The following is a 17367-nucleotide window of genomic DNA, read 5'->3' as shown; positions in this document are numbered from 1 at the left end:
AAATGTGCTTACCTTAGTATTATGGCCAAACAGATGCCCAACATTACCAAATCCTCGGGGGAAACGACCTGGTTTTCCCTTGAAAAGCTACAGCGTTCGCTCAAGTACAGTGGGGCCAGCGACGAATTGATAGCAGAGATCATCCATCGGGTGGAGGAGGAACTGTATCCAGGTATCTCCACAAGGGAAATCCACAACAGGGCCTATGCACTTTTGAAGAAAAAAAAGTCACTCTTCGCCTCAAAATATAAGTTGAAAAAGGCCATTTATGAACTGGGGCCGACCGGTTTTCCTTTTGAACGCTTGATAAGTGGCATCCTACACTATTCGGGGTATGAGACCAAAGTGGGCGAGACGCTTCAGGGAAGCTGTGTTTCCCATGAAATTGATGTGCTGGCGATTAAAAACGGTACCCTCAACATCATCGAATGCAAGTTCCATGGGGAAGATGGGCTCAATTGCAATGTGAAAGTGCCCCTATACATCCACTCCAGGTACAATGATGTCAAAGGACCGTTGGAATCCAAAAAAGACAGGACCTATGGAGAAACATTGGGTTGGGTGGTCACAAATACCCGTTTTACTTCGGATGCCCTTCAATATGGAAAATGTGCGGGCCTGTATCTTTTAAGTTGGGACCATCCGAAGGAGAACAGCTTAAAGGATAGGATAGACCGATTGGGGCTGTATCCCATAACCGTTTCCACATTACTGTCCGAAAAGGAAAAACATTTTCTCTTGAACCGGGATGTGGTGTTGTGCAAACAGTTGGCCCAAGACCATTTTTATCTGGATCATTTGGGGATTTCCAATGGCAGAAAGACCAAGATCCTGAACGAGATGGAATCCCTTTGTAAAATCTAGACAAGACATGGAAAAGCTTCAGGTACATTTTTTGGGAGGGTCGGGCACGGTCACTGGTTCCAAGTTCTATTTGCACTCCGAAGAAATCAAGGTTTTGGTGGATTGCGGTGTTTTCCAGGGAACAAAGGAACTCAGACTGCAGAACTGGGAACCCTTGCCCATTAAAGTGGATGAGGTGGACTTTGTACTGTTGACACATGGCCATCTGGACCATTGTGGATACCTTCCCCTTTTGGTGAAACAAGGGTTTAAGGGAACCATCCTTGGAACGGCACCGACCTTGGAAATAGCGAGGATCATCTTGGAGGACAGCGCCAAGATCCACGAAGAGGAAGCGGAACGCGCCAATGCGGAAGGATATAGCAAGCACGACCCCGCACTCCCGCTGTACACCCGAGAAGATGTGGAGCGTACCTTGAAGTTTTTTAACAGCATCGAAGAAGGGGAAATCGTCAGCCTCTCTCTCCATTGTTCGGCATGTTTCAAATACAACGGGCATATCATCGGGTCAACCTATATCGAAATGGTCCTGCATGGCAAAGTATTGGTCTTTTCTGGGGACGTGGGGAGGGAAGAGGACCATTTGCTCCATCCTCCCAAACGACCGGAATGGGCCGATTATCTTTTTGTGGAGAGCACATATGGGGACAAAGACCATCCGGATGAAGATGTGGAAAGTATTGTTCAGGATTTGGTGGACCGGACTGTACGGGAGCGGGGCACTTTGATCATACCGTCTTTTGCCGTGGAACGCCTACAATCCTTGATGTATGTGTTCTGGAAGCTCTATGATAAAAACAAGATTCCCAACATTCCCATTTTTGTGGACAGCCCCATGGGCATCAATGTCCTTGAGGTTTTTGAACGGCATCCCCATTGGCACAAGCTCGGCACACAGGAATACCACAACATGTGTAACCATGTTACCTTGGTGAGCTCCTATCGGGAGACCTGGGAAACCATTGACGACCCCCGACCCAAGATTGTCATTGCAGGTAGTGGCATGGTGACAGGGGGAAGGGTGCTCACCTACATCAAGCAATTGGCGGAAAGAAAATCCACTACCATACTGCTTGTGGGTTTCCAAGCCGAGGAGACCCGGGGAAGAAAACTATTGGATGGGGCCAAAGAATTGAAGATGTTCGGGAAATACATCCCCATAAAGGCGACCGTGGCCCACTTGGAAAGCCTCTCCGCACATGCGGGCCAATCCGAACTCCTGTCTTGGATGGGAGACATCAAAAATGTGCCCGAAAAGGTGTTCTTGATCCATGGGGAAAAGGAAACCATGGACATTTACAAGGATAAGATCTATGAAAAATACGGGTGGGACTGCCACATCCCCGAACTTCATGAAATGGTCGAAATTCTGCTCTAGCTCACAATTTCACCCCATAGCTGAGGTCACCGGCATCACCCAGACCGGGTAGGATATATCCCCTTTTCGAAAGTTTTTCGTCCACGGCGGCGATCCAAAGTTGGGTATCCTTGGGAAATACCTCTTCCACTTTGGCCACACCCGTTTGTGACCCGATCACCGAGATGATATGGATCTGCTTTGGGGTACCGTGGTCCTTCAAAACGTTCAGTACATTTTCCAAGGTCTTGCCCGTGGCCAGCATGGGGTCGGTCAGGACAAGGATCTTCCCGTCCAAGGAGGGGGACGCAAAATAGTTGACGACCACCTCAAAATCATCATCGTCATTGGGATGGTGTCTATACGCAGATATGAAAGCGTTCTCTGCTGCATCAAAATAATTCAAAATGCCATGGTGCAGTGGCAAACCTGCCCTGAGTACGGAACAGATCACCAAACGGTCTGTGCAGCGAAAGGACTTTTTAGTGCCTAAGGGAGTGGTCACCTCGGTTTCTTCATAATCCAAGGTTTGGCTCACCTCATAGGCCATGATTTCCCCGATCCGTTCAATGTTCCTTCGGAAACGCATGGCATCTTTCTGAATCTCCACATCGCGCAGTTCAGAAACAAAGGTGTTCAGTAGCGAATTGCTTTGATCAAATTGGTGGATTATCATCGGATCGGGTCTTTGGTTTTCCAAACAAGCCTTTGCCTGTCATTGTAAAAATAAAAGCCGGCCTGTTTTTTTGAATGGCTCCTTAGTTCTTGAACAAAAGTTCAAGACGGCCCAAAAGTACCAGTTCGGCCTTGTTGTTTCCTGCAAATGCAGAGGCTATGGCCCTTGATGTGGACATTGCCAGACTTTTCACTTTGGGTGTGAAGATCACTTTGTGATCGGTATAGAATTCCTCGAACTCCTCATAGATTTCCTCACCATCCTTTCCATATTCCAACAGCCAATCAAAAACGGTCCCGATCTGGAAGGCGGCATCCGTTCCAAATTCATCCTCCACATCGTCCACGTCCAGCCAATGGTCACGCACCACTTCGTTCAGTTTTTCCAGTTCTTTCATATGTACACTGTGGTCTGCCATGGCCACGGCATAGAAGAGTTTCCCCAGATTTTGATAAAATTCGTTCCCCAGTTTTTCTTTGGAATCCAACATGCTCTAGTTTTTTGGGATAAATATAGTGATCGATACTGTTTTTATCCATGACCAAAATCAGTATTTTAGTTGCCACTGTGGAATTATTCGAAGAAAGTGTAGTACTGGAGATGTTGTCGGAGGTTGTCTCCGAGGGCATTCTCATTGTGAACGATGAGCAAAAAATTGTGGGCAACAACTCTGCTGCCAACCAATTGTTCGGTTATGAAAAAGATGAACTGAAAGGGCAACCCTTGGAAATCCTGATTCCCAAAAAGATCAGGAAAGGACACCATGGGGATGTGGCAAAGTTTGTCAGCACCGGAAAGGCCAGGCCCATGGGCCCCGGTCTAGATCTTCGGGGGTTGCGAAAGGATGGCGAAGAGTTTCCTTTGGAAATAAGCCTCAATCCCTTCAAATTGTTGAACAAGACCTATGTGATGGCACTCATCGTGGACATCACGGAACGCAAAAAGGCGGAGCAGACCATAGATTATTGGTTCAAGATCTTTGAAGAATCGCTCAATGAGATCTACGTGTTCGATGCCGAATCCTATATCTTCATCAATGTGAACCGAGGGGCACAGTTGAACTTGGGATACACGCTCAAGGAACTGAACCAAATGTCGGTCCTGGACATAAAGCCCAAATTCACCAAAGAGATCTTTAAACGTCTTTTGACCCCCTTGTTCCAAGGAAAGAAGGAAAAGGTGATTTTTGAAACGGTGCACAAGCGGAAGGACGGCACCATTTATCCGGTCGAGGTCCATTTGCAGTTGTCGTCCATCGAGAAAAGACAAGTATGTGTGGCCATCGTATTGGACATCACCGAGCGAATGAACCACACCCACGAGTTGGAGAACAAAGTGGAGGAGCGCACGGAACAGCTCCGGGAAGCATTGAAGGCTGAGAAAAAGCTCAATGAGTTGAAAACCAAATTCTTGTCATTGGTTTCCCATGAATTCAAGACACCGCTCACCAGTATTCTGACCTCCACATCGCTCTTGTCCAAATACACGGAAACAGAGCAGCAACAAAAACGGGACAAGCACATTGGCACTATCAAGTCCAAAGTGAAATATTTGGACAATATCCTCACCGATTTCCTATCCATTGAACGGTTGGATTCCGGAAAGGTAAACTATAACATGACCACTTTTCCCCTCAGTAAATTGGTCAATGAGGTCATTTATGATTCCAACACCTTGCTGAAGGAAGGCCAGCGCATCCGGTATCCGGAGAACATCGATGGCATCAATGTGGATTTTGATGAGAAGATCATGGCCTTGGCGCTTTCCAACTTGGTGCACAATGCCATTAAATATTCCCCGGAAAGGACCGAAATAGAATTGCGGGTTTCGAATGGGGACGATTGGTTGTACATCGATATTGTGGACAAAGGTTTTGGGATTCCGCCGGAGGACCAGCCCTTTGTTTTTGACAGGTATTTCAGGGCCAGCAACGTTTTGACCATTCAGGGAACGGGAATAGGACTGAACATTGTTCAGCAGCACATACACAACCTTGGGGCCGACCTTACTTTTGCCAGCAAACAAGGGGAAGGTTCCACATTTACATTGCACATACCCATAAAAAGCATAGAAAATGACAAAGATATTACTGGTTGAGGACGATACCTCATTGCGCGAAAATGTGGAAGAGTTATTGGAACTGTCCGGTTTTGAAGTTTTTACGGCTTCCAATGGAAAAATAGCGGTGGAAATGGCCAGAAAGGTACATCCGGACATCGTGCTCTGCGATATCATGATGCCCGAAATGGACGGATATGAAGTTCTGGAACAGCTCTCCTCGGATGAGTCCACCAAGCATATTCCCTTCATCTTTGTGTCGGCCAAGACCGAGCGGCACGAAATCAGAAAGGGGATGAACCTAGGGGCGGACGATTACCTCACCAAACCCTTTGAGGAAGATGAGCTCTTGGGGGCCATACAGACCAGATTGGAAAAGGCAAAGCAGTTCGGGGAGGCACTCAAAGGGCTTCCCGACCAAAAAAAAAAGGAAAATGACATCAGATCGCTGAACGAGCTGAAGAATTTTTTTGATGATAATGGTCAATCGTTTTCTTATAAAAAGGATGAAACCATTTATAGCATTGGGGACCATTCCAATATGGTCTTCCTGATATTGGCCGGCGTGGTCAAGTGCTGCGGTCTGGATGAGGAAGGCAAGGAATTGATCACCTCCATTTATTGCGAGGATGATTTTCTGGGGTTCACCTCCCTTACCGAGAACCTTCCCCACCAAGACTATGCCGTGGCCATGGAAGATGTGGAGCTGGCGGGCATCTCCAAGGAAAGGGTCAAGGCCATTTTGGAGGACAACAAGCACATTTCCTTGGAACTGATGGATGTCATCGCCGACAATTTGGCCAATATCAAACGGCAATTGCTGCAAATGGCCTATAGTTCCGTGCGAAAGAAGACTGCCCAGACCCTGTTGATGTACTCCAACACGATGAACAGGGGAAAGGAAGCCCCCCTTAAAGTGACCCGTAGCGATCTGGCCGGTGTGGCCGGGATTGCCACGGAAAGCCTGATCAGGACCTTGTCCGACTTCAGGAGCGAAGGACTGATCGCCATCGAGAACAGGAATATCAAGGTGTTGGACAAGAAGGCACTGGAACACGTTCATTAGACACTTTATCGTCATAATCCCGTGAGATGATATTTATCATTCCACATCATCGATGGAATGATCAACTTGCCCCCATCATTTTATGGCAGATGAAGAATATCTTGGTCCCGACCGATTTTTCGGAAAACTCCAAGAACGCCCTAAAGTATGCACAAATGCTGTTTGGGTCATTGGAGTGTAATTTCTATTTGTTGTATGTTGGAACGCTGTTGGATGTCAAAGCCGATACCGAGGCCTTGGCGGATATTGGTGATGGACCTTCAGGGAGCACCAAACAACAACTGCAAGACCTGTTGGACGATAGCAGAAAGCATAGCACCAGTTCGGGCCACTCCTTCTATGCCCTACACGAATATGGTTTTTTTGTATCGGCCATCAAGAAGCATGTGGAGGAAAAGGAGATAGACCTAATCGTAATGGGAACCAAAGGGGTGTCGGGTCTTAGGGAAAAAGTTGTGGGCAGCAATGCGGGGGACGTGATCATCAAGGTGCAGTGCAACACGTTGGTGGTCCCGGGGGATGTAGCCTACATCAAGCCCAAGGAGATTGCCTTTCCAACGGATTTCAATATATTCTATTCCCATGGCATATTGAGGTCCATGGCCGAGATGGTACATTTGGGAAAGGGAAATTTTCGTATCATGAACGCCAAAAAGGAAGGTGTTGAAATGAATATGGAGCAGAAGAACAATAAGGAATTTCTGTTGGATTATATGGAAGAAACCTTTCCCGACAGATATAGTTTTCATTCCCTGACGAACAAAAGTGCTAAATTGGCCATCCAATGTTTTGTGGAAAGCCGCGATATCGACATGATGGTGATGGTGGCTAAGAACCTGAACTTTATCCAACAGATTCTTTTTGATTCCTTGACGGAGAAGATCAGTTTCCATACCAAAATCCCTTTCTATGTCATCCATGAGTGAAACCTCTTGACAGTAAGGGGTGATTTAAAAAGCACATCCGATGAAAAAGATAGTATTGCCCACCGATTTTTCCGAAAATGCATTCCATGCGATCGAGTATGCCCTCCGTCTATGCGAAAACATCAACTGTGAGTTCTATCTGGTGCACGTGTACACACCTCCCGCTTACCGGATAGACTACACCTTGGGCAGCCCGGGACAAATGGGCCTTCCGGATGACCATAAATACACTGCGGAATCCTCGTTGGAAAAACTCTTGGAGCGTATCCGAAAAGCATACAATAATCCAAAGCACACCTTTCTTCTCCATGCTTCGTTGAACACTTTGGTGGACGAAATGGAGGGTATTGTCCAAAGGGAAAATATCGATTTTGTGATTATGGGTACCCAAGGGGCCACCGGGGCCAAAGAAATCCTGTTTGGTTCCAACACCGTTCAGGTGATGGGAAATGTGAAAGTGCCCGTTTTGGCCGTACCGGCCGATTTTGCCTTTGAACTGCCCAGACATCTTTTGTTCCCCACGGATTTTGAGGTGGACTATGAACGAATACCTCTGGATTTTTTGTTGTGGATTGCCAAGCTTTGGCATTCCAAGATCCATGTGCTGCATGTTTCCTCACCCGATGGATTGACCCTGGAACAAGAAAACCACAAGGCTAAATTGGAAGGATTGATGTTGGAGTACAACCATGAGAGCCACGATCTTCCGGACCAAGAGCTCATTCCTGCCATCAATTCTTTTCAGGAAACCATGCAAATCGGTATGGTGGCCATGGTCAGGAACCAGCACACCTTCTTTGAGCGTCTTTTTATGGAACCTGTGATAAAAAACGTTGGCCTGCATAGCAAAATTCCTTTTTTGGTACTTCCGTATCGGGTTGAGGCCTGATTTTATGTTCTTTCACGGCCGAAGCTGACCAAAATCATGGTACAGCATTTTGCATCGGGGTAATTTTAATCCAAATAGATGTCATCATGGACAAAAGAGTACTGTTGCCCACGGATTATTCAAAAAATGCATTCAATGCCATGAAGTATGCCCTAGGGCTTTATGGGGATGTGCAATGCGATTTTTACCTTCTGAATGCCTATCAGGTTTCCGGGTATACTTTGGAGAGCATGAGGGTCCCCGAGGAAGGGGAACCCCTCTACGAAGCAGCAAAGAAAGAATCCGAGGAAGGCATGGAACGCCTGCTGCAGATGATCAGGCTACTGCCGGAAAACCATAGGCACCGCTTCCATACCATTTGTACCTTCAACAGTTTTGTCGAAGCTGTGGCCCATGCCGTCAGGAAAAATGATATTGATACGATTGTCATGGGAACCAAAGGGGTCACGGGATCTATGACGAGGATTTTCGGGACAAATACCGTGCGTGTCATGGAACACATCAAACAATGCCCCGTGATTGCGGTGCCCAATGATTGTCTTTTTGTACCTCCAAAAGAAATTGTGTTTCCTACAGATTTTAGGCACAGTTTCCAGAAAAAGGAAATCAAGGACCTGATGGAAATAGCAAACCTGTTTGGGGCACGGGTCAATGTGGTGCATTTGGACAGGGACAAAGATGGAAAACTCAATGACAGTGAGAAGGCCAATAAAAAATTATTGGAGGATATTTTGGATGGAACGGACTATGAAATGCACTTTCTGCCTCCGGTCAAACTGGGTAAGGGCATCGAAGATTTCCTTGAAAGCAAAGAGGCGGATATGGTCGCTTTTTTGAACAGAAAACACACTTTCCTTTGGACCATTCTCTCCAATCCGTTGGTGAAAGAAATGGGATATGATCCCAAAATACCCATTTTGGAACTGAATGATAATTGAAAACAAAATAGGGTGGAACTGGCAAGAGGCCATTCGTGTTGTCTTGCGAAAAGGAGAGTTTTTTCGACTCCTCAGAATTGGATGGTGTAGATCCAAGGGGCAATGCGTGTAAGTTGTTTCAATATAAAATAAGAAACCATGAAAGTATTGGTTTACAGTACCAAGGATTTTGAGGTCGGCAACCTTAAGAAGGCCAATAAGGGCAAACATAAACTGACGTTTGTGCCGGACACCCTTGATGCCGATACGGCCGTGTTGGCCGCCGGGTATGACGCCATTTCCATTTTTTCCAATGACGATGCCTCCTTGGTTGTCCTTGAGACTTTGAAGGATTTGGGGGTCAAATACATTACATTGAGGTCCACAGGATACAACAATGTGAGCATCAAGTCCGCCAATCGGATAGGACTCAAGGTGGCCTATGCCCCTGAATACTCACCCAACGCCATAGCCGAACATACCGTGGCGCTGGTGTTGGCGCTCAACCGAAAATTGGTGCAAGCAGATGCGCAAGTAAAGCAATACAACTTCTCCATGGACGATTTGGTGGGTTTTGACCTGAACGGAAAGACAGTGGGCATTTTGGGAACAGGGAAGATAGGCTCCATTTTGGTGAGGATATTCCATGCATTTGGCTGTAAGTTACTGGCCACGGACCTAACAAGGAACCAATATCTGGAAAGCCATTATGACCTGAAATACCTTCCTTTGGAAGACATGTGCAAAAAGGCGGACATTATCAGCATCAATGTGCCACTTACCTATGAGACCCATCACCTGTTCAGGAATTCGCTGTTCAAGCTCATGAAAAAGGGAACCATCTTGGTCAATACCGCAAGAGGGGGCATTGTCAAGACAGAAGATCTTATCGGAAATATCAAAAAGGGCCACCTAGGAGGATATGCGACGGATGTCTATGAAAGCGAGAGGGGTATTTTCTTCCAAGATCATAGCAAAAAAGGTATTGAAGATGAGCAACTCAAGGAATTGATTTCCCTGCCCCATGTGCTTTTGACCCCACACCACGCTTTTGCGACCAAAGAGGCCCTGGTCAGGATTGCCGAGACCACCATATACAACCTTGATTGTTGGGAAGAGGGTAGGGGCTGTAAAAATGAATTGGGGTATGAAACCTTTGTGTCATAATAAAGGACTCATCAGTTTTGCCATTCCTTCAATGAGTTTGTGGACCCAGGGGCGTTTACTGTAGGCCTCATGATCTTCCAGTACTTCGGATTTGGAACAATCCTTCAGGAAATCCACTTTCATGTGTTGGCATAGGTCACCATCGTAGACAAAGACTTGGGCCTCATAGTTCTGTTGAAGGCTCCTATTGTCCAAGTTGGCAGTGCCGATACTTACCACTTCGTCGTCGCAGAGCATCACTTTACTGTGCAAAAAACCATCCGGATAAAGGTAGATCTTGATACCGGCCTTGAGGTAGGATTCAAAATAGGCCCTAACACACCAGTCCACCAACTTGATGTCGGTACTGGATGACATCAGCAGGCGAACGTCCACACCGCTCAGTGCAGCGGTTTCCAGCCCTTGTAGGATGGCGTGGTTGGGAATGATGTAGGGATTGATGATATACAGGTAATCCTCTGCACTGTTGATGAGTGAAAAATAAGCCTGCTCCATCACATCAAAGTCATCGTCCGGGCCACTGGGCACAATTTGCAAAGGAAAGTCCTTGCCCGTATTCTTCTGGACCCTGAAGCTGGACATATCCACCTTTTTGCCACTGGCCAAAAACCAATCGGTCACAAAGATCTCGTTCAAAAAATCGACCGCTTCCCCTTCGATCTTTAGATGCGTATCGTGCCACTTGCCCAAAGAAGGGTCGCCCTTCAGGTACTTGTCCGAAATGTTGATCCCACCGGTAAATCCAATTTTGTTGTCGACCACAATGATCTTTCTGTGGTTCCTGTAATTGAGGGAGGACAGGAAGCGGCCAAACCGAAAAGGAAGGAACTGGGCGGTTTCCACCCCCATGTCCTTCAGACGTTTGAGGTATTTTTTGCTCAGGGAATAACTGCCGATGCCATCATACAAAAGCCTTATGGTCACCTTGTTGGCGATTTTTCGTTCAAAGATTCCCAATAGCTTTTCGGCCAAGAGGCCATCCTCAAAAATGTAATACTGCAGGTGGATGTGTTCCGAAGCACTTTCAAGGGCCTCGAATATGCTCTCAAAGGTATTTTTCCCATCTTTCAAAAGATTAAGCCCATTCTCGCAGGTAACAGGACATTTGGCAGTCTTGTGGATGAGCTCGGTGGTTTTTCTTTTGCCTTGGGAGATGTTTGGGATGCAACTTCCGTGCAATCTTTCGTTTCTGACGGCAAAATTGTCCTTCAGGGAAAACATTTTGTTCTTCCTCCTGTTCCTTCCGAACAATAGATAGAAAAGTACCCCGCCAACCGGAATGGTGAAAATGGCCAAGAGCCATGCCAAGGTCTTACTGGGCCTAATTCCGTTCAGCAACAGACTCACCACCATCGTAAGGGCGATGACGAGATAAATCACGATGAGAATAGGAACGAGCATCTTAGGGTAATGGGTTTGAACAACAAAGATAGTCTACTTGGCCATTGGCTGGGTCTTGTTTTGTGGAAACCATTTTTAAGTAATTATTAGAGTTTGCACGAATTTTTTCTGGAATGTATGTCCAATAATGTAACGGATTTGGAAAAATGGCTACAAACAAGTGGGTCAACCCCAAGTGGTGAAGGGTGTGAAACATAGGAACTCGATGAGGTGTTGCCCATTTTTTAAAATGAAGAGTCCATCAGGGATTTTAGGTTAAAATTAACATAAGACTACGCATACACTACTTATTTTTAAAAACCGATGTAATAAGATCAGCATTAAGGACAGGTTTTTCACAACTATCCATTGATCGGGACAACAAATCAGATAACCAAAACATATGAAAAGAAGAAATTTTGTACAGTACGCCGGTCTGGGAACTGGGGCCATTTTGATGCCCTCCCTGCTCTTGGGGAACAACATTCCCGTAGAGATGCTCCTGGAACCGGGAATGGACGTAGTGCTCAAAAAGAAGATGGCCGACGTTGCGCTGAACACGGCCAAGTCTTTGGGGGCAACGTATGCCGATGCTAGAATTGGAAGGTACTTGAACCAGTACGTTTTCACTAGGGAAGAAAAGGTTCAGAACGTGGTCAACACAGAATCTTTTGGAATCGGGATTCGGGTCATTGCCAACGGGACTTGGGGTTTTTCCTCCACGAACGAAGTGACCGAGGACGGTATCAAAAAAGCAACGCAGCAAGCAGTGGCCATAGCCAAGGCCAACTCAAAGATCCAAAAAGAGCCCGTGGTTTTGGCCCCAACACAGGGTCATGGAGAGGTTTCTTGGAAAACCCCTATCCAGAAGGACTTTAAGGAAGTCCCCATTTCGGACAAAGTAGATCTGTTGTTGAGTGCCAATGCCGCCGCCATGGAAAATGGTGCCAGTTTTGTGAACTCGGCCCTTTTTATGGTCAACGAGCAGAAATACTTTGCATCCACTGATGGCTCTTACATCGATCAGGATGTGCATAGGATCTGGCCTACTTTCAGCGTGACCGCTGTAGATCGAAAGGCAGGCAAGTTCAGGACGAGAGAGGCCATGAGTGCCCCAATGGGAATGGGTTACGAGTACATGGACGGTCTGGAGTCCGAAAAGCTTTCAGGACCTGAAGGCATCAAACTATACCGAAACAGCTATGATATTGTGGAAGATGCCACCTTGGCTGCCAAGCAGGCCAAAGAGAAATTGACCGCAAAATCCGTTGAGGCCGGTAAATATGACCTCGTATTGGAACCCAACCATTTGGGACTCACCATCCACGAATCCGTAGGGCACCCCTTGGAACTGGACCGCGTATTGGGATATGAGGCCAACTATGCAGGGACCAGTTTTGCCACTTTGGACAAATGGGAGAGCAAAAACTTCAACTATGGAAGCGATTTGGTGAACATCGTGGCGGATAAGACACAAGTGGGGTCTTTGGGAGCTGTTGGCTTTGATGACGAAGGAGTGCAGACCAAGAAATGGGACCTGATCCGAAATGGAACCTTGGTCAACTACCAAGCCATTAGGGACCAAGTACATATGATTGGCCAGAACGAATCACACGGATGCTGTTACGCCCAAAGTTGGGAAGACGTACAGTTCCAGCGTATGCCCAATGTATCCTTGGAGCCAGGTAAAGAAAAGTATTCCTTGCAGGACATGATCAAAGATGTGGAAAAAGGAATCTATATCTTGGGTCGTGGCTCATATTCCATTGACCAACAGCGCTATAACTTCCAGTTTGGCGGTACATTGTTCTATGAGATCAAGAACGGGGAGATCGTGGGCATGTTGGAAGACGTGGCCTACCAGTCCAACACCCAAGAGTTCTGGAACTCCTGTGCCAAGATCTGTGATAAGGACGATTACAGGTTGTTCGGCTCCTTTTTCGATGGAAAGGGACAGCCATCACAGGTAAGTGCGGTTTCCCACGGAAGCTCAACTACCAGGTTCAATGGTATCAATGTGATCAATACAGGAAGGACCATCTAAGGTTCATTTATTCAAAAAACAATACAATGGCTATATATACTAAAGAAGAAGCAAAGAAGATTTTGGAAAAGGCCCTTAGCTTTTCCAAGGCCGACTCCTGCGAAATCAATCTGAGCGGGAGTAACAGTGGCAATATCCGCTATGCAAGGAACACGGTTTCCACCTCTGGCTATGGATCGAACCAGAGTTTGGTGGTACAATCCAGTTTTGGGAAAAAGGTAGGTACTGCTACCATTGATGAATTTGATGACGCCTCCTTGGAAAAGGTAGTGAAAAGAGCAGAGGAACTGGCACAACTTTCCCCCGAAAACCCGGAATTCATGGAGCCGTTGGGCCCACAGACCTACGAGGAATCCATCACCTATAAAGATGCAACGGCCAACATTACCCCAGAATACAGGGCTGAGGTGGCCAGCAAAAGCATTGTCCCCGCAGCGGCCAAGGATGTAACGGCTGCTGGGTTTCTCAATGATTCTGCTCGTTTTTCCGCGATGATCAATTCCAATGGACTGTTTGCCTATAACCAATCCACGAATGTGGATTTCACCGTGACCATGCGTACCAACGACGGAACAGGATCGGGATGGGTCACCAGGGATTACAACGATATCTCCAAGTTTGATGCGTCCGAAGCCTCCAACATCGCCATAGACAAAGCGGTGATGTCCAAAGGAGCACAGGCCATAGAACCCGGAAAATATACGGTGATCTTGGAACCTGCGGCTGCATCCGATTTGCTGGGAAACATGTTTCGTTCGTTCAATGCCCGTTCAGCTGATGAGGGGCGTAGCTTTATGTCCGCTCCCGACGGTGCCAACAAATTGGGCCAAAAAATTGTGGACGAGAGAGTGAACATCTGGTCCGATCCCCTGCACCCCGACGTGCCCACATCCACATGGAACGGCGAGGGCATGCCTTTGAAAAAAACATCTTGGGTAGAGAACGGAGTGGTCAAAAACTTGGCCTACAGTCGTTATTGGGCAGAGCAAAAAGGAGTGGAACCGGTTCCATTCCCGTCCAATGCGATCATGGCCGGTGGCGATGAAAGTTTGGAAGATATGATCAAAGGCACCAAGAAAGGAATACTCGTGACGCGTTTCTGGTACATACGGAGTGTAGATCCGCAAACGTTGCTCTATACAGGGCTGACCAGGGACGGAACGTTCTATATCGAAAACGGTAAGATCAAGTTCCCGGTCAAGAATTTTAGGTTCAATGAGAGTCCCATCATCATGCTCAACAATCTGGAATCCCTCGGGAAGCAGGTACGGGTCGATGGAAACCTCATTCCGTACATGAAGATCCGTGACTTTACGTTCACCAGTCTTTCCGATGCTGTATAAACAATAGGATACGAATAAAACTGGTGGTCAATGGCACGTCCATGGCCGCCAGTTTTCATTTTGGAAGTGATGATGTAGCCCCCAAGACCCTATGGCGTTGCAAAATGAATTCTTTTTTACCCGTTTACAATATGAGTCCGGTGATTGGGATGTGGACCAACGAATGCCTTCCAATCTGCTGAATTCCTTGGTAGAATACACCACTTTGAAGGTGGATACCCAGGAAAAGATCATTACCCTGTCCAGTGACGACATCTTCAAGAGCCCTTTCTGCTATATCTCTGGGCACAAACTCGTACAGTTCACCAAAAAGGAAAGGGATAATTTTGAAAAATATGTACGCAACGGAGGCTTTGTGTTTGCCGATGATTGCAACCATGATATTGATGGACTTTTCGCCAAATCCTTTGAGCGTCAAATGGACGAAATATTCGGGCCGGGGGAACTTCAGAAAATCCCGAACGATCACGAGCTCTATTCCATTTTTTTTGAGTTTGAAAATGGCCCTCCGACCACCTCTCAGGAACTGAACGGGTGGGGTGACGACCTCGTCCACGACTATTTGAAGGCGATCGTGGTCAATGGAAGGATAGGGGTGCTCTACAGCAACAAGGATTATGGTTGCGAATGGGATTACGATTTTAGGAACAAACGATGGTATAAAGTGGACAATACCCGCTTTGCGGTGAACATTGTGCTTTATGCCCTAACTTCATAACATTACGAATTTGGACAAAGAACTACAACAGATAGCTACTGAGGTCGAGAACCTTTCCGCAAAACTAAAGGCACTCAAAAAAGAGATAGGCAAAGTCATCATTGGGCAAGAGGAGACCGTCTCACAGTTGCTCATCACCTTTTTGGCCGGGGGACATGCCCTTTTGGAAGGCGTGCCGGGACTGGCAAAGACCTTGATGATCCGTACCTTGGCCAATGCCATCGACCTAAAATTCAAACGAATACAGTTTACCCCAGATTTGATGCCCTCGGACATCATCGGGACAGAGATTTTGGAAGAGGACCATGGCACGGGCAAAAAATTCTTCAAGTTCAACAAAGGGCCTATTTTTTCCAATATCATTTTGGCGGATGAAATCAATAGGACACCGCCAAAAACACAGGCGGCCCTTTTGGAGGCCATGCAAGAATTTGAGGTGACCTACGGGGACAAGACCTATCCATTGGACAGGCCCTTCTTCATTTTGGCCACCCAGAACCCCATTGAGCAATCAGGGACCTTTGTCCTCCCCGAAGCGCAGCAGGACAGGTTTTTGCTGTACATTAAAATTGGCTATCCCACCGAAACGGAGGAAACGGAGATCCTGAAAGCGACCACGGGTAGGACAAAGGTTCAATTGAACAAAGTCATTTCAGGGGAAGATATCATCCGTTTGCAACAATTGGTCAGGGATGTATCCATTAGCGATGGACTGATCAAGTATGTCAGCGATGTCATTCGAGCTACACGACCGGACACCACACCGATTGACTATGTCAAGGAGTGGGTGGATTGGGGTGCGGGTCCCCGTGCCGGACAGGCCATGATATTGACCGCAAAGGCCCATGCACTTTTGGAAGGACGTCTGGCTGTTTCCCTTGAAGATTTAAAATCGGTCGCCGTTCCCGTATTGCGCCATAGGGTATTGGTCAATTTTAGGGCAGAGGCCGAAGGGATAACATCGGATGCGGTGACCCGTCATATTTTGGGCGCCATCAAACTAAAGGATGGGAAATAAAGCTTTTCTAAATTGAAATTTTTAGTGAACGATTGGACACGCTTTTGAACCGAACACAATTAGGTAGTATGTTTTTATTTCCATTTTTGGGACATTGGATTAGGTTCATTGTTAAGTATAAGTGTAACTGGAAAAACAAGATATTGCATATAGAGAAAATAAAGACTTGGAGGAGGGTCATAATGTGAAGTACAGTGCAGTTGGGTTTGTAATTATACTATTAATATTTTTTGTTATATATATGTTGGAGCAATAGAGGAAAAAATGACCTTTCTGATTTCTTTTCGTAGAAATAATAAACCTTCAATTCTAAGAAGTAGTCAAAGTTCAAATAAATGATAACCGAAGGTTATTTAAGACCGTTGTGCCTAGTTATGAAATCATTTTATCCAAATAATCTTTCAAAGAATTGGAAAATAGTCTGGATTCTAATACAACTTGCTATAATCAGCATTGGATATTATCTGTTTGTGTACCGATCCTATGGATACAAATCATGGAATGACTTAATTGGTGGGACAATGGTTATGTTAGGTATTTTTTCAACAATTATGACATTTGTCGATAGTCCTTATAAAAGTAGATGGTATGAAATAAAAAGCTTGAAGTTTTACCTATCCTCGGTGCTACTAGGAATTACTTCAATTTTTCTAATGGTAACAAATAGGGACAACTTTTATGAGAAAGAGGCAACAATTCCAACACTTGCCAAAGTAATTGGAAAAGAACGTGTACTTGGATTTAATCGAAGAAGCCGTAATCGAATTAGAATTTATGCCACCATTCAATATTTTGACAAGGGAAAGGAAATCATTCAAAGGCTTTATGATTATGAAGAAAGTTATGTAGTTGGATATTATGTGCCTATTAAATATTCGGAAAATCAACCTGATCTTTTCAGGATTGATTATGAATTTGAAGAATAATTAAACACGAATAATTTT

Annotated in this window: 16 protein-coding genes; 13 read left to right on the top strand and 3 right to left on the bottom strand. The window is 46.0% G+C overall.

Features of this window, described 5'->3' with window-relative positions; translation table 11 throughout:
- Positions 1 to 21: 21 nt before the first annotated feature.
- Both DB398_RS17910 and DB398_RS17905 read left to right on the top strand, forming a co-directional pair.
- Positions 22 to 864, top strand: a complete 843-nt coding sequence (locus DB398_RS17910) for an ATPase (protein ID WP_108425833.1) — start codon at positions 22 to 24, stop codon at positions 862 to 864.
- A 7-nt stretch (positions 865 to 871) separates the two neighbouring features.
- Entirely contained in the window at positions 872 to 2242 is a 1371-nt protein-coding gene (locus DB398_RS17905; protein WP_108425832.1) for an MBL fold metallo-hydrolase RNA specificity domain-containing protein, read from the top strand.
- A 1-nt stretch (position 2243) separates the two neighbouring features.
- On the opposite strand, the gene upp is transcribed toward DB398_RS17905, so the two are convergent.
- Together upp and DB398_RS17895 are read right to left on the bottom strand one after the other, a co-directional pair.
- On the bottom strand, positions 2244 to 2897 hold the full coding sequence (gene upp, locus DB398_RS17900; protein ID WP_108425868.1) for a uracil phosphoribosyltransferase: 654 nt from the start codon (positions 2895 to 2897) through the stop codon (positions 2244 to 2246).
- 82 nt (positions 2898 to 2979) lie between these two features.
- Complete coding sequence (locus DB398_RS17895; RefSeq protein ID WP_108425831.1) at positions 2980 to 3387, bottom strand: hypothetical protein; 408 nt, start codon at positions 3385 to 3387, stop codon at positions 2980 to 2982.
- Between the two features lie 47 nt (positions 3388 to 3434).
- Here DB398_RS17895 and DB398_RS17890 point away from each other — a divergent pair, with 47 nt between their 5' ends.
- From DB398_RS17890 to DB398_RS17865, 6 genes are all read left to right on the top strand, one after another.
- Positions 3435 to 4994 carry a sensor histidine kinase gene (locus tag DB398_RS17890; protein WP_234416373.1) on the top strand — a complete coding sequence of 520 codons (1560 nt, stop codon included), beginning with the start codon at positions 3435 to 3437 and terminating at the stop codon, positions 4992 to 4994.
- The gene (locus DB398_RS17885; protein WP_108425830.1) at positions 4972 to 6021 is read left to right on the top strand and encodes a response regulator; all 1050 of its coding nucleotides are present in this window, start codon (positions 4972 to 4974) and stop codon (positions 6019 to 6021) included. Before DB398_RS17890 ends, DB398_RS17885 begins: the two co-directional genes overlap by 23 nt.
- An 89-nt stretch (positions 6022 to 6110) precedes the next feature.
- Positions 6111 to 6947: a universal stress protein gene (locus tag DB398_RS17880; RefSeq protein WP_108425829.1), complete on the top strand. Its 837-nt coding sequence runs from the start codon at positions 6111 to 6113 to the stop codon at positions 6945 to 6947.
- A 40-nt stretch (positions 6948 to 6987) separates the two neighbouring features.
- Complete coding sequence (locus tag DB398_RS17875) at positions 6988 to 7836, top strand: universal stress protein (protein WP_108425828.1); 849 nt, start codon at positions 6988 to 6990, stop codon at positions 7834 to 7836.
- 86 nt (positions 7837 to 7922) lie between these two features.
- Positions 7923 to 8774 (top strand): universal stress protein, encoded by an 852-nt coding sequence (locus DB398_RS17870; RefSeq protein WP_108425827.1) that lies wholly within the window; start codon positions 7923 to 7925, stop codon positions 8772 to 8774.
- Between the two features lie 138 nt (positions 8775 to 8912).
- Positions 8913 to 9920: a 2-hydroxyacid dehydrogenase gene (locus DB398_RS17865; protein WP_108425826.1), complete on the top strand. Its 1008-nt coding sequence runs from the start codon at positions 8913 to 8915 to the stop codon at positions 9918 to 9920.
- On the opposite strand, the gene cls is transcribed toward DB398_RS17865, so the two are convergent.
- Positions 9915 to 11321 carry a cardiolipin synthase gene (cls, locus tag DB398_RS17860; RefSeq protein WP_108425825.1) on the bottom strand — a complete coding sequence of 469 codons (1407 nt, stop codon included), beginning with the start codon at positions 11319 to 11321 and terminating at the stop codon, positions 9915 to 9917. The two genes, DB398_RS17865 and cls, sit on opposite strands and share 6 nt — an antisense overlap.
- 382 nt (positions 11322 to 11703) lie before the next feature.
- On the opposite strand from cls, the gene DB398_RS17855 reads away from it, so the two are divergent.
- The 5 genes from DB398_RS17855 (at position 11704) to DB398_RS17835 (ending at position 17349) form a co-directional block, all read left to right on the top strand.
- Positions 11704 to 13344 carry a TldD/PmbA family protein gene (locus DB398_RS17855; RefSeq protein WP_108425824.1) on the top strand — a complete coding sequence of 547 codons (1641 nt, stop codon included), beginning with the start codon at positions 11704 to 11706 and terminating at the stop codon, positions 13342 to 13344.
- Between the two features lie 26 nt (positions 13345 to 13370).
- Positions 13371 to 14687 (top strand): TldD/PmbA family protein, encoded by a 1317-nt coding sequence (locus tag DB398_RS17850; RefSeq protein WP_108425823.1) that lies wholly within the window; start codon positions 13371 to 13373, stop codon positions 14685 to 14687.
- A 97-nt stretch (positions 14688 to 14784) separates the two neighbouring features.
- A complete protein-coding gene (locus tag DB398_RS17845) occupies positions 14785 to 15405 on the top strand; it encodes a DUF4159 domain-containing protein (RefSeq protein ID WP_108425866.1) in 621 nt (206 codons plus the stop codon).
- Between the two features lie 10 nt (positions 15406 to 15415).
- Positions 15416 to 16423 carry an AAA family ATPase gene (locus DB398_RS17840; RefSeq protein WP_108425822.1) on the top strand — a complete coding sequence of 336 codons (1008 nt, stop codon included), beginning with the start codon at positions 15416 to 15418 and terminating at the stop codon, positions 16421 to 16423.
- A 374-nt stretch (positions 16424 to 16797) separates the two neighbouring features.
- Complete coding sequence (locus DB398_RS17835; protein WP_108425821.1) at positions 16798 to 17349, top strand: hypothetical protein; 552 nt, start codon at positions 16798 to 16800, stop codon at positions 17347 to 17349.
- Positions 17350 to 17367: the final 18 nt, after the last annotated feature.

This window comes from Flagellimonas amoyensis, from assembly GCF_003058265.1.
In the GTDB taxonomy this organism is placed as follows: domain Bacteria; phylum Bacteroidota; class Bacteroidia; order Flavobacteriales; family Flavobacteriaceae; genus Flagellimonas; species Flagellimonas amoyensis.
Note: the sequence above shows the minus strand (reverse complement) of the source record. Positions and strands in the feature narration are given on the sequence as shown.

Excerpts from the sequence above, each read along its gene's own strand:
- DB398_RS17850 (WP_108425823.1), top strand. The coding sequence starts at position 13,371 with ATGGCTATATATACTAAAGAAGAAGCAAAGAAGATTTTGGAAAAGGCC.
- DB398_RS17870 (WP_108425827.1), top strand. The coding sequence starts at position 7,923 with ATGGACAAAAGAGTACTGTTGCCCACGGATTATTCAAAAAATGCATTC.
- cls (WP_108425825.1), bottom strand. The coding sequence starts at position 11,321 with ATGCTCGTTCCTATTCTCATCGTGATTTATCTCGTCATCGCCCTTACG.
- DB398_RS17880 (WP_108425829.1), top strand. The coding sequence starts at position 6,111 with ATGAAGAATATCTTGGTCCCGACCGATTTTTCGGAAAACTCCAAGAAC.
- DB398_RS17855 (WP_108425824.1), top strand. The coding sequence starts at position 11,704 with ATGAAAAGAAGAAATTTTGTACAGTACGCCGGTCTGGGAACTGGGGCC.
- DB398_RS17905 (WP_108425832.1), top strand. The coding sequence starts at position 872 with ATGGAAAAGCTTCAGGTACATTTTTTGGGAGGGTCGGGCACGGTCACT.
- DB398_RS17865 (WP_108425826.1), top strand. The coding sequence starts at position 8,913 with ATGAAAGTATTGGTTTACAGTACCAAGGATTTTGAGGTCGGCAACCTT.
- DB398_RS17875 (WP_108425828.1), top strand. The coding sequence starts at position 6,988 with ATGAAAAAGATAGTATTGCCCACCGATTTTTCCGAAAATGCATTCCAT.
- DB398_RS17835 (WP_108425821.1), top strand. The coding sequence starts at position 16,798 with ATGAAATCATTTTATCCAAATAATCTTTCAAAGAATTGGAAAATAGTC.
- DB398_RS17890 (WP_234416373.1), top strand. The coding sequence starts at position 3,435 with ATGACCAAAATCAGTATTTTAGTTGCCACTGTGGAATTATTCGAAGAA.
- DB398_RS17885 (WP_108425830.1), top strand. The coding sequence starts at position 4,972 with ATGACAAAGATATTACTGGTTGAGGACGATACCTCATTGCGCGAAAAT.
- upp (WP_108425868.1), bottom strand. The coding sequence starts at position 2,897 with ATGATAATCCACCAATTTGATCAAAGCAATTCGCTACTGAACACCTTT.
- DB398_RS17895 (WP_108425831.1), bottom strand. The coding sequence starts at position 3,387 with ATGTTGGATTCCAAAGAAAAACTGGGGAACGAATTTTATCAAAATCTG.
- DB398_RS17910 (WP_108425833.1), top strand. The coding sequence starts at position 22 with ATGGCCAAACAGATGCCCAACATTACCAAATCCTCGGGGGAAACGACC.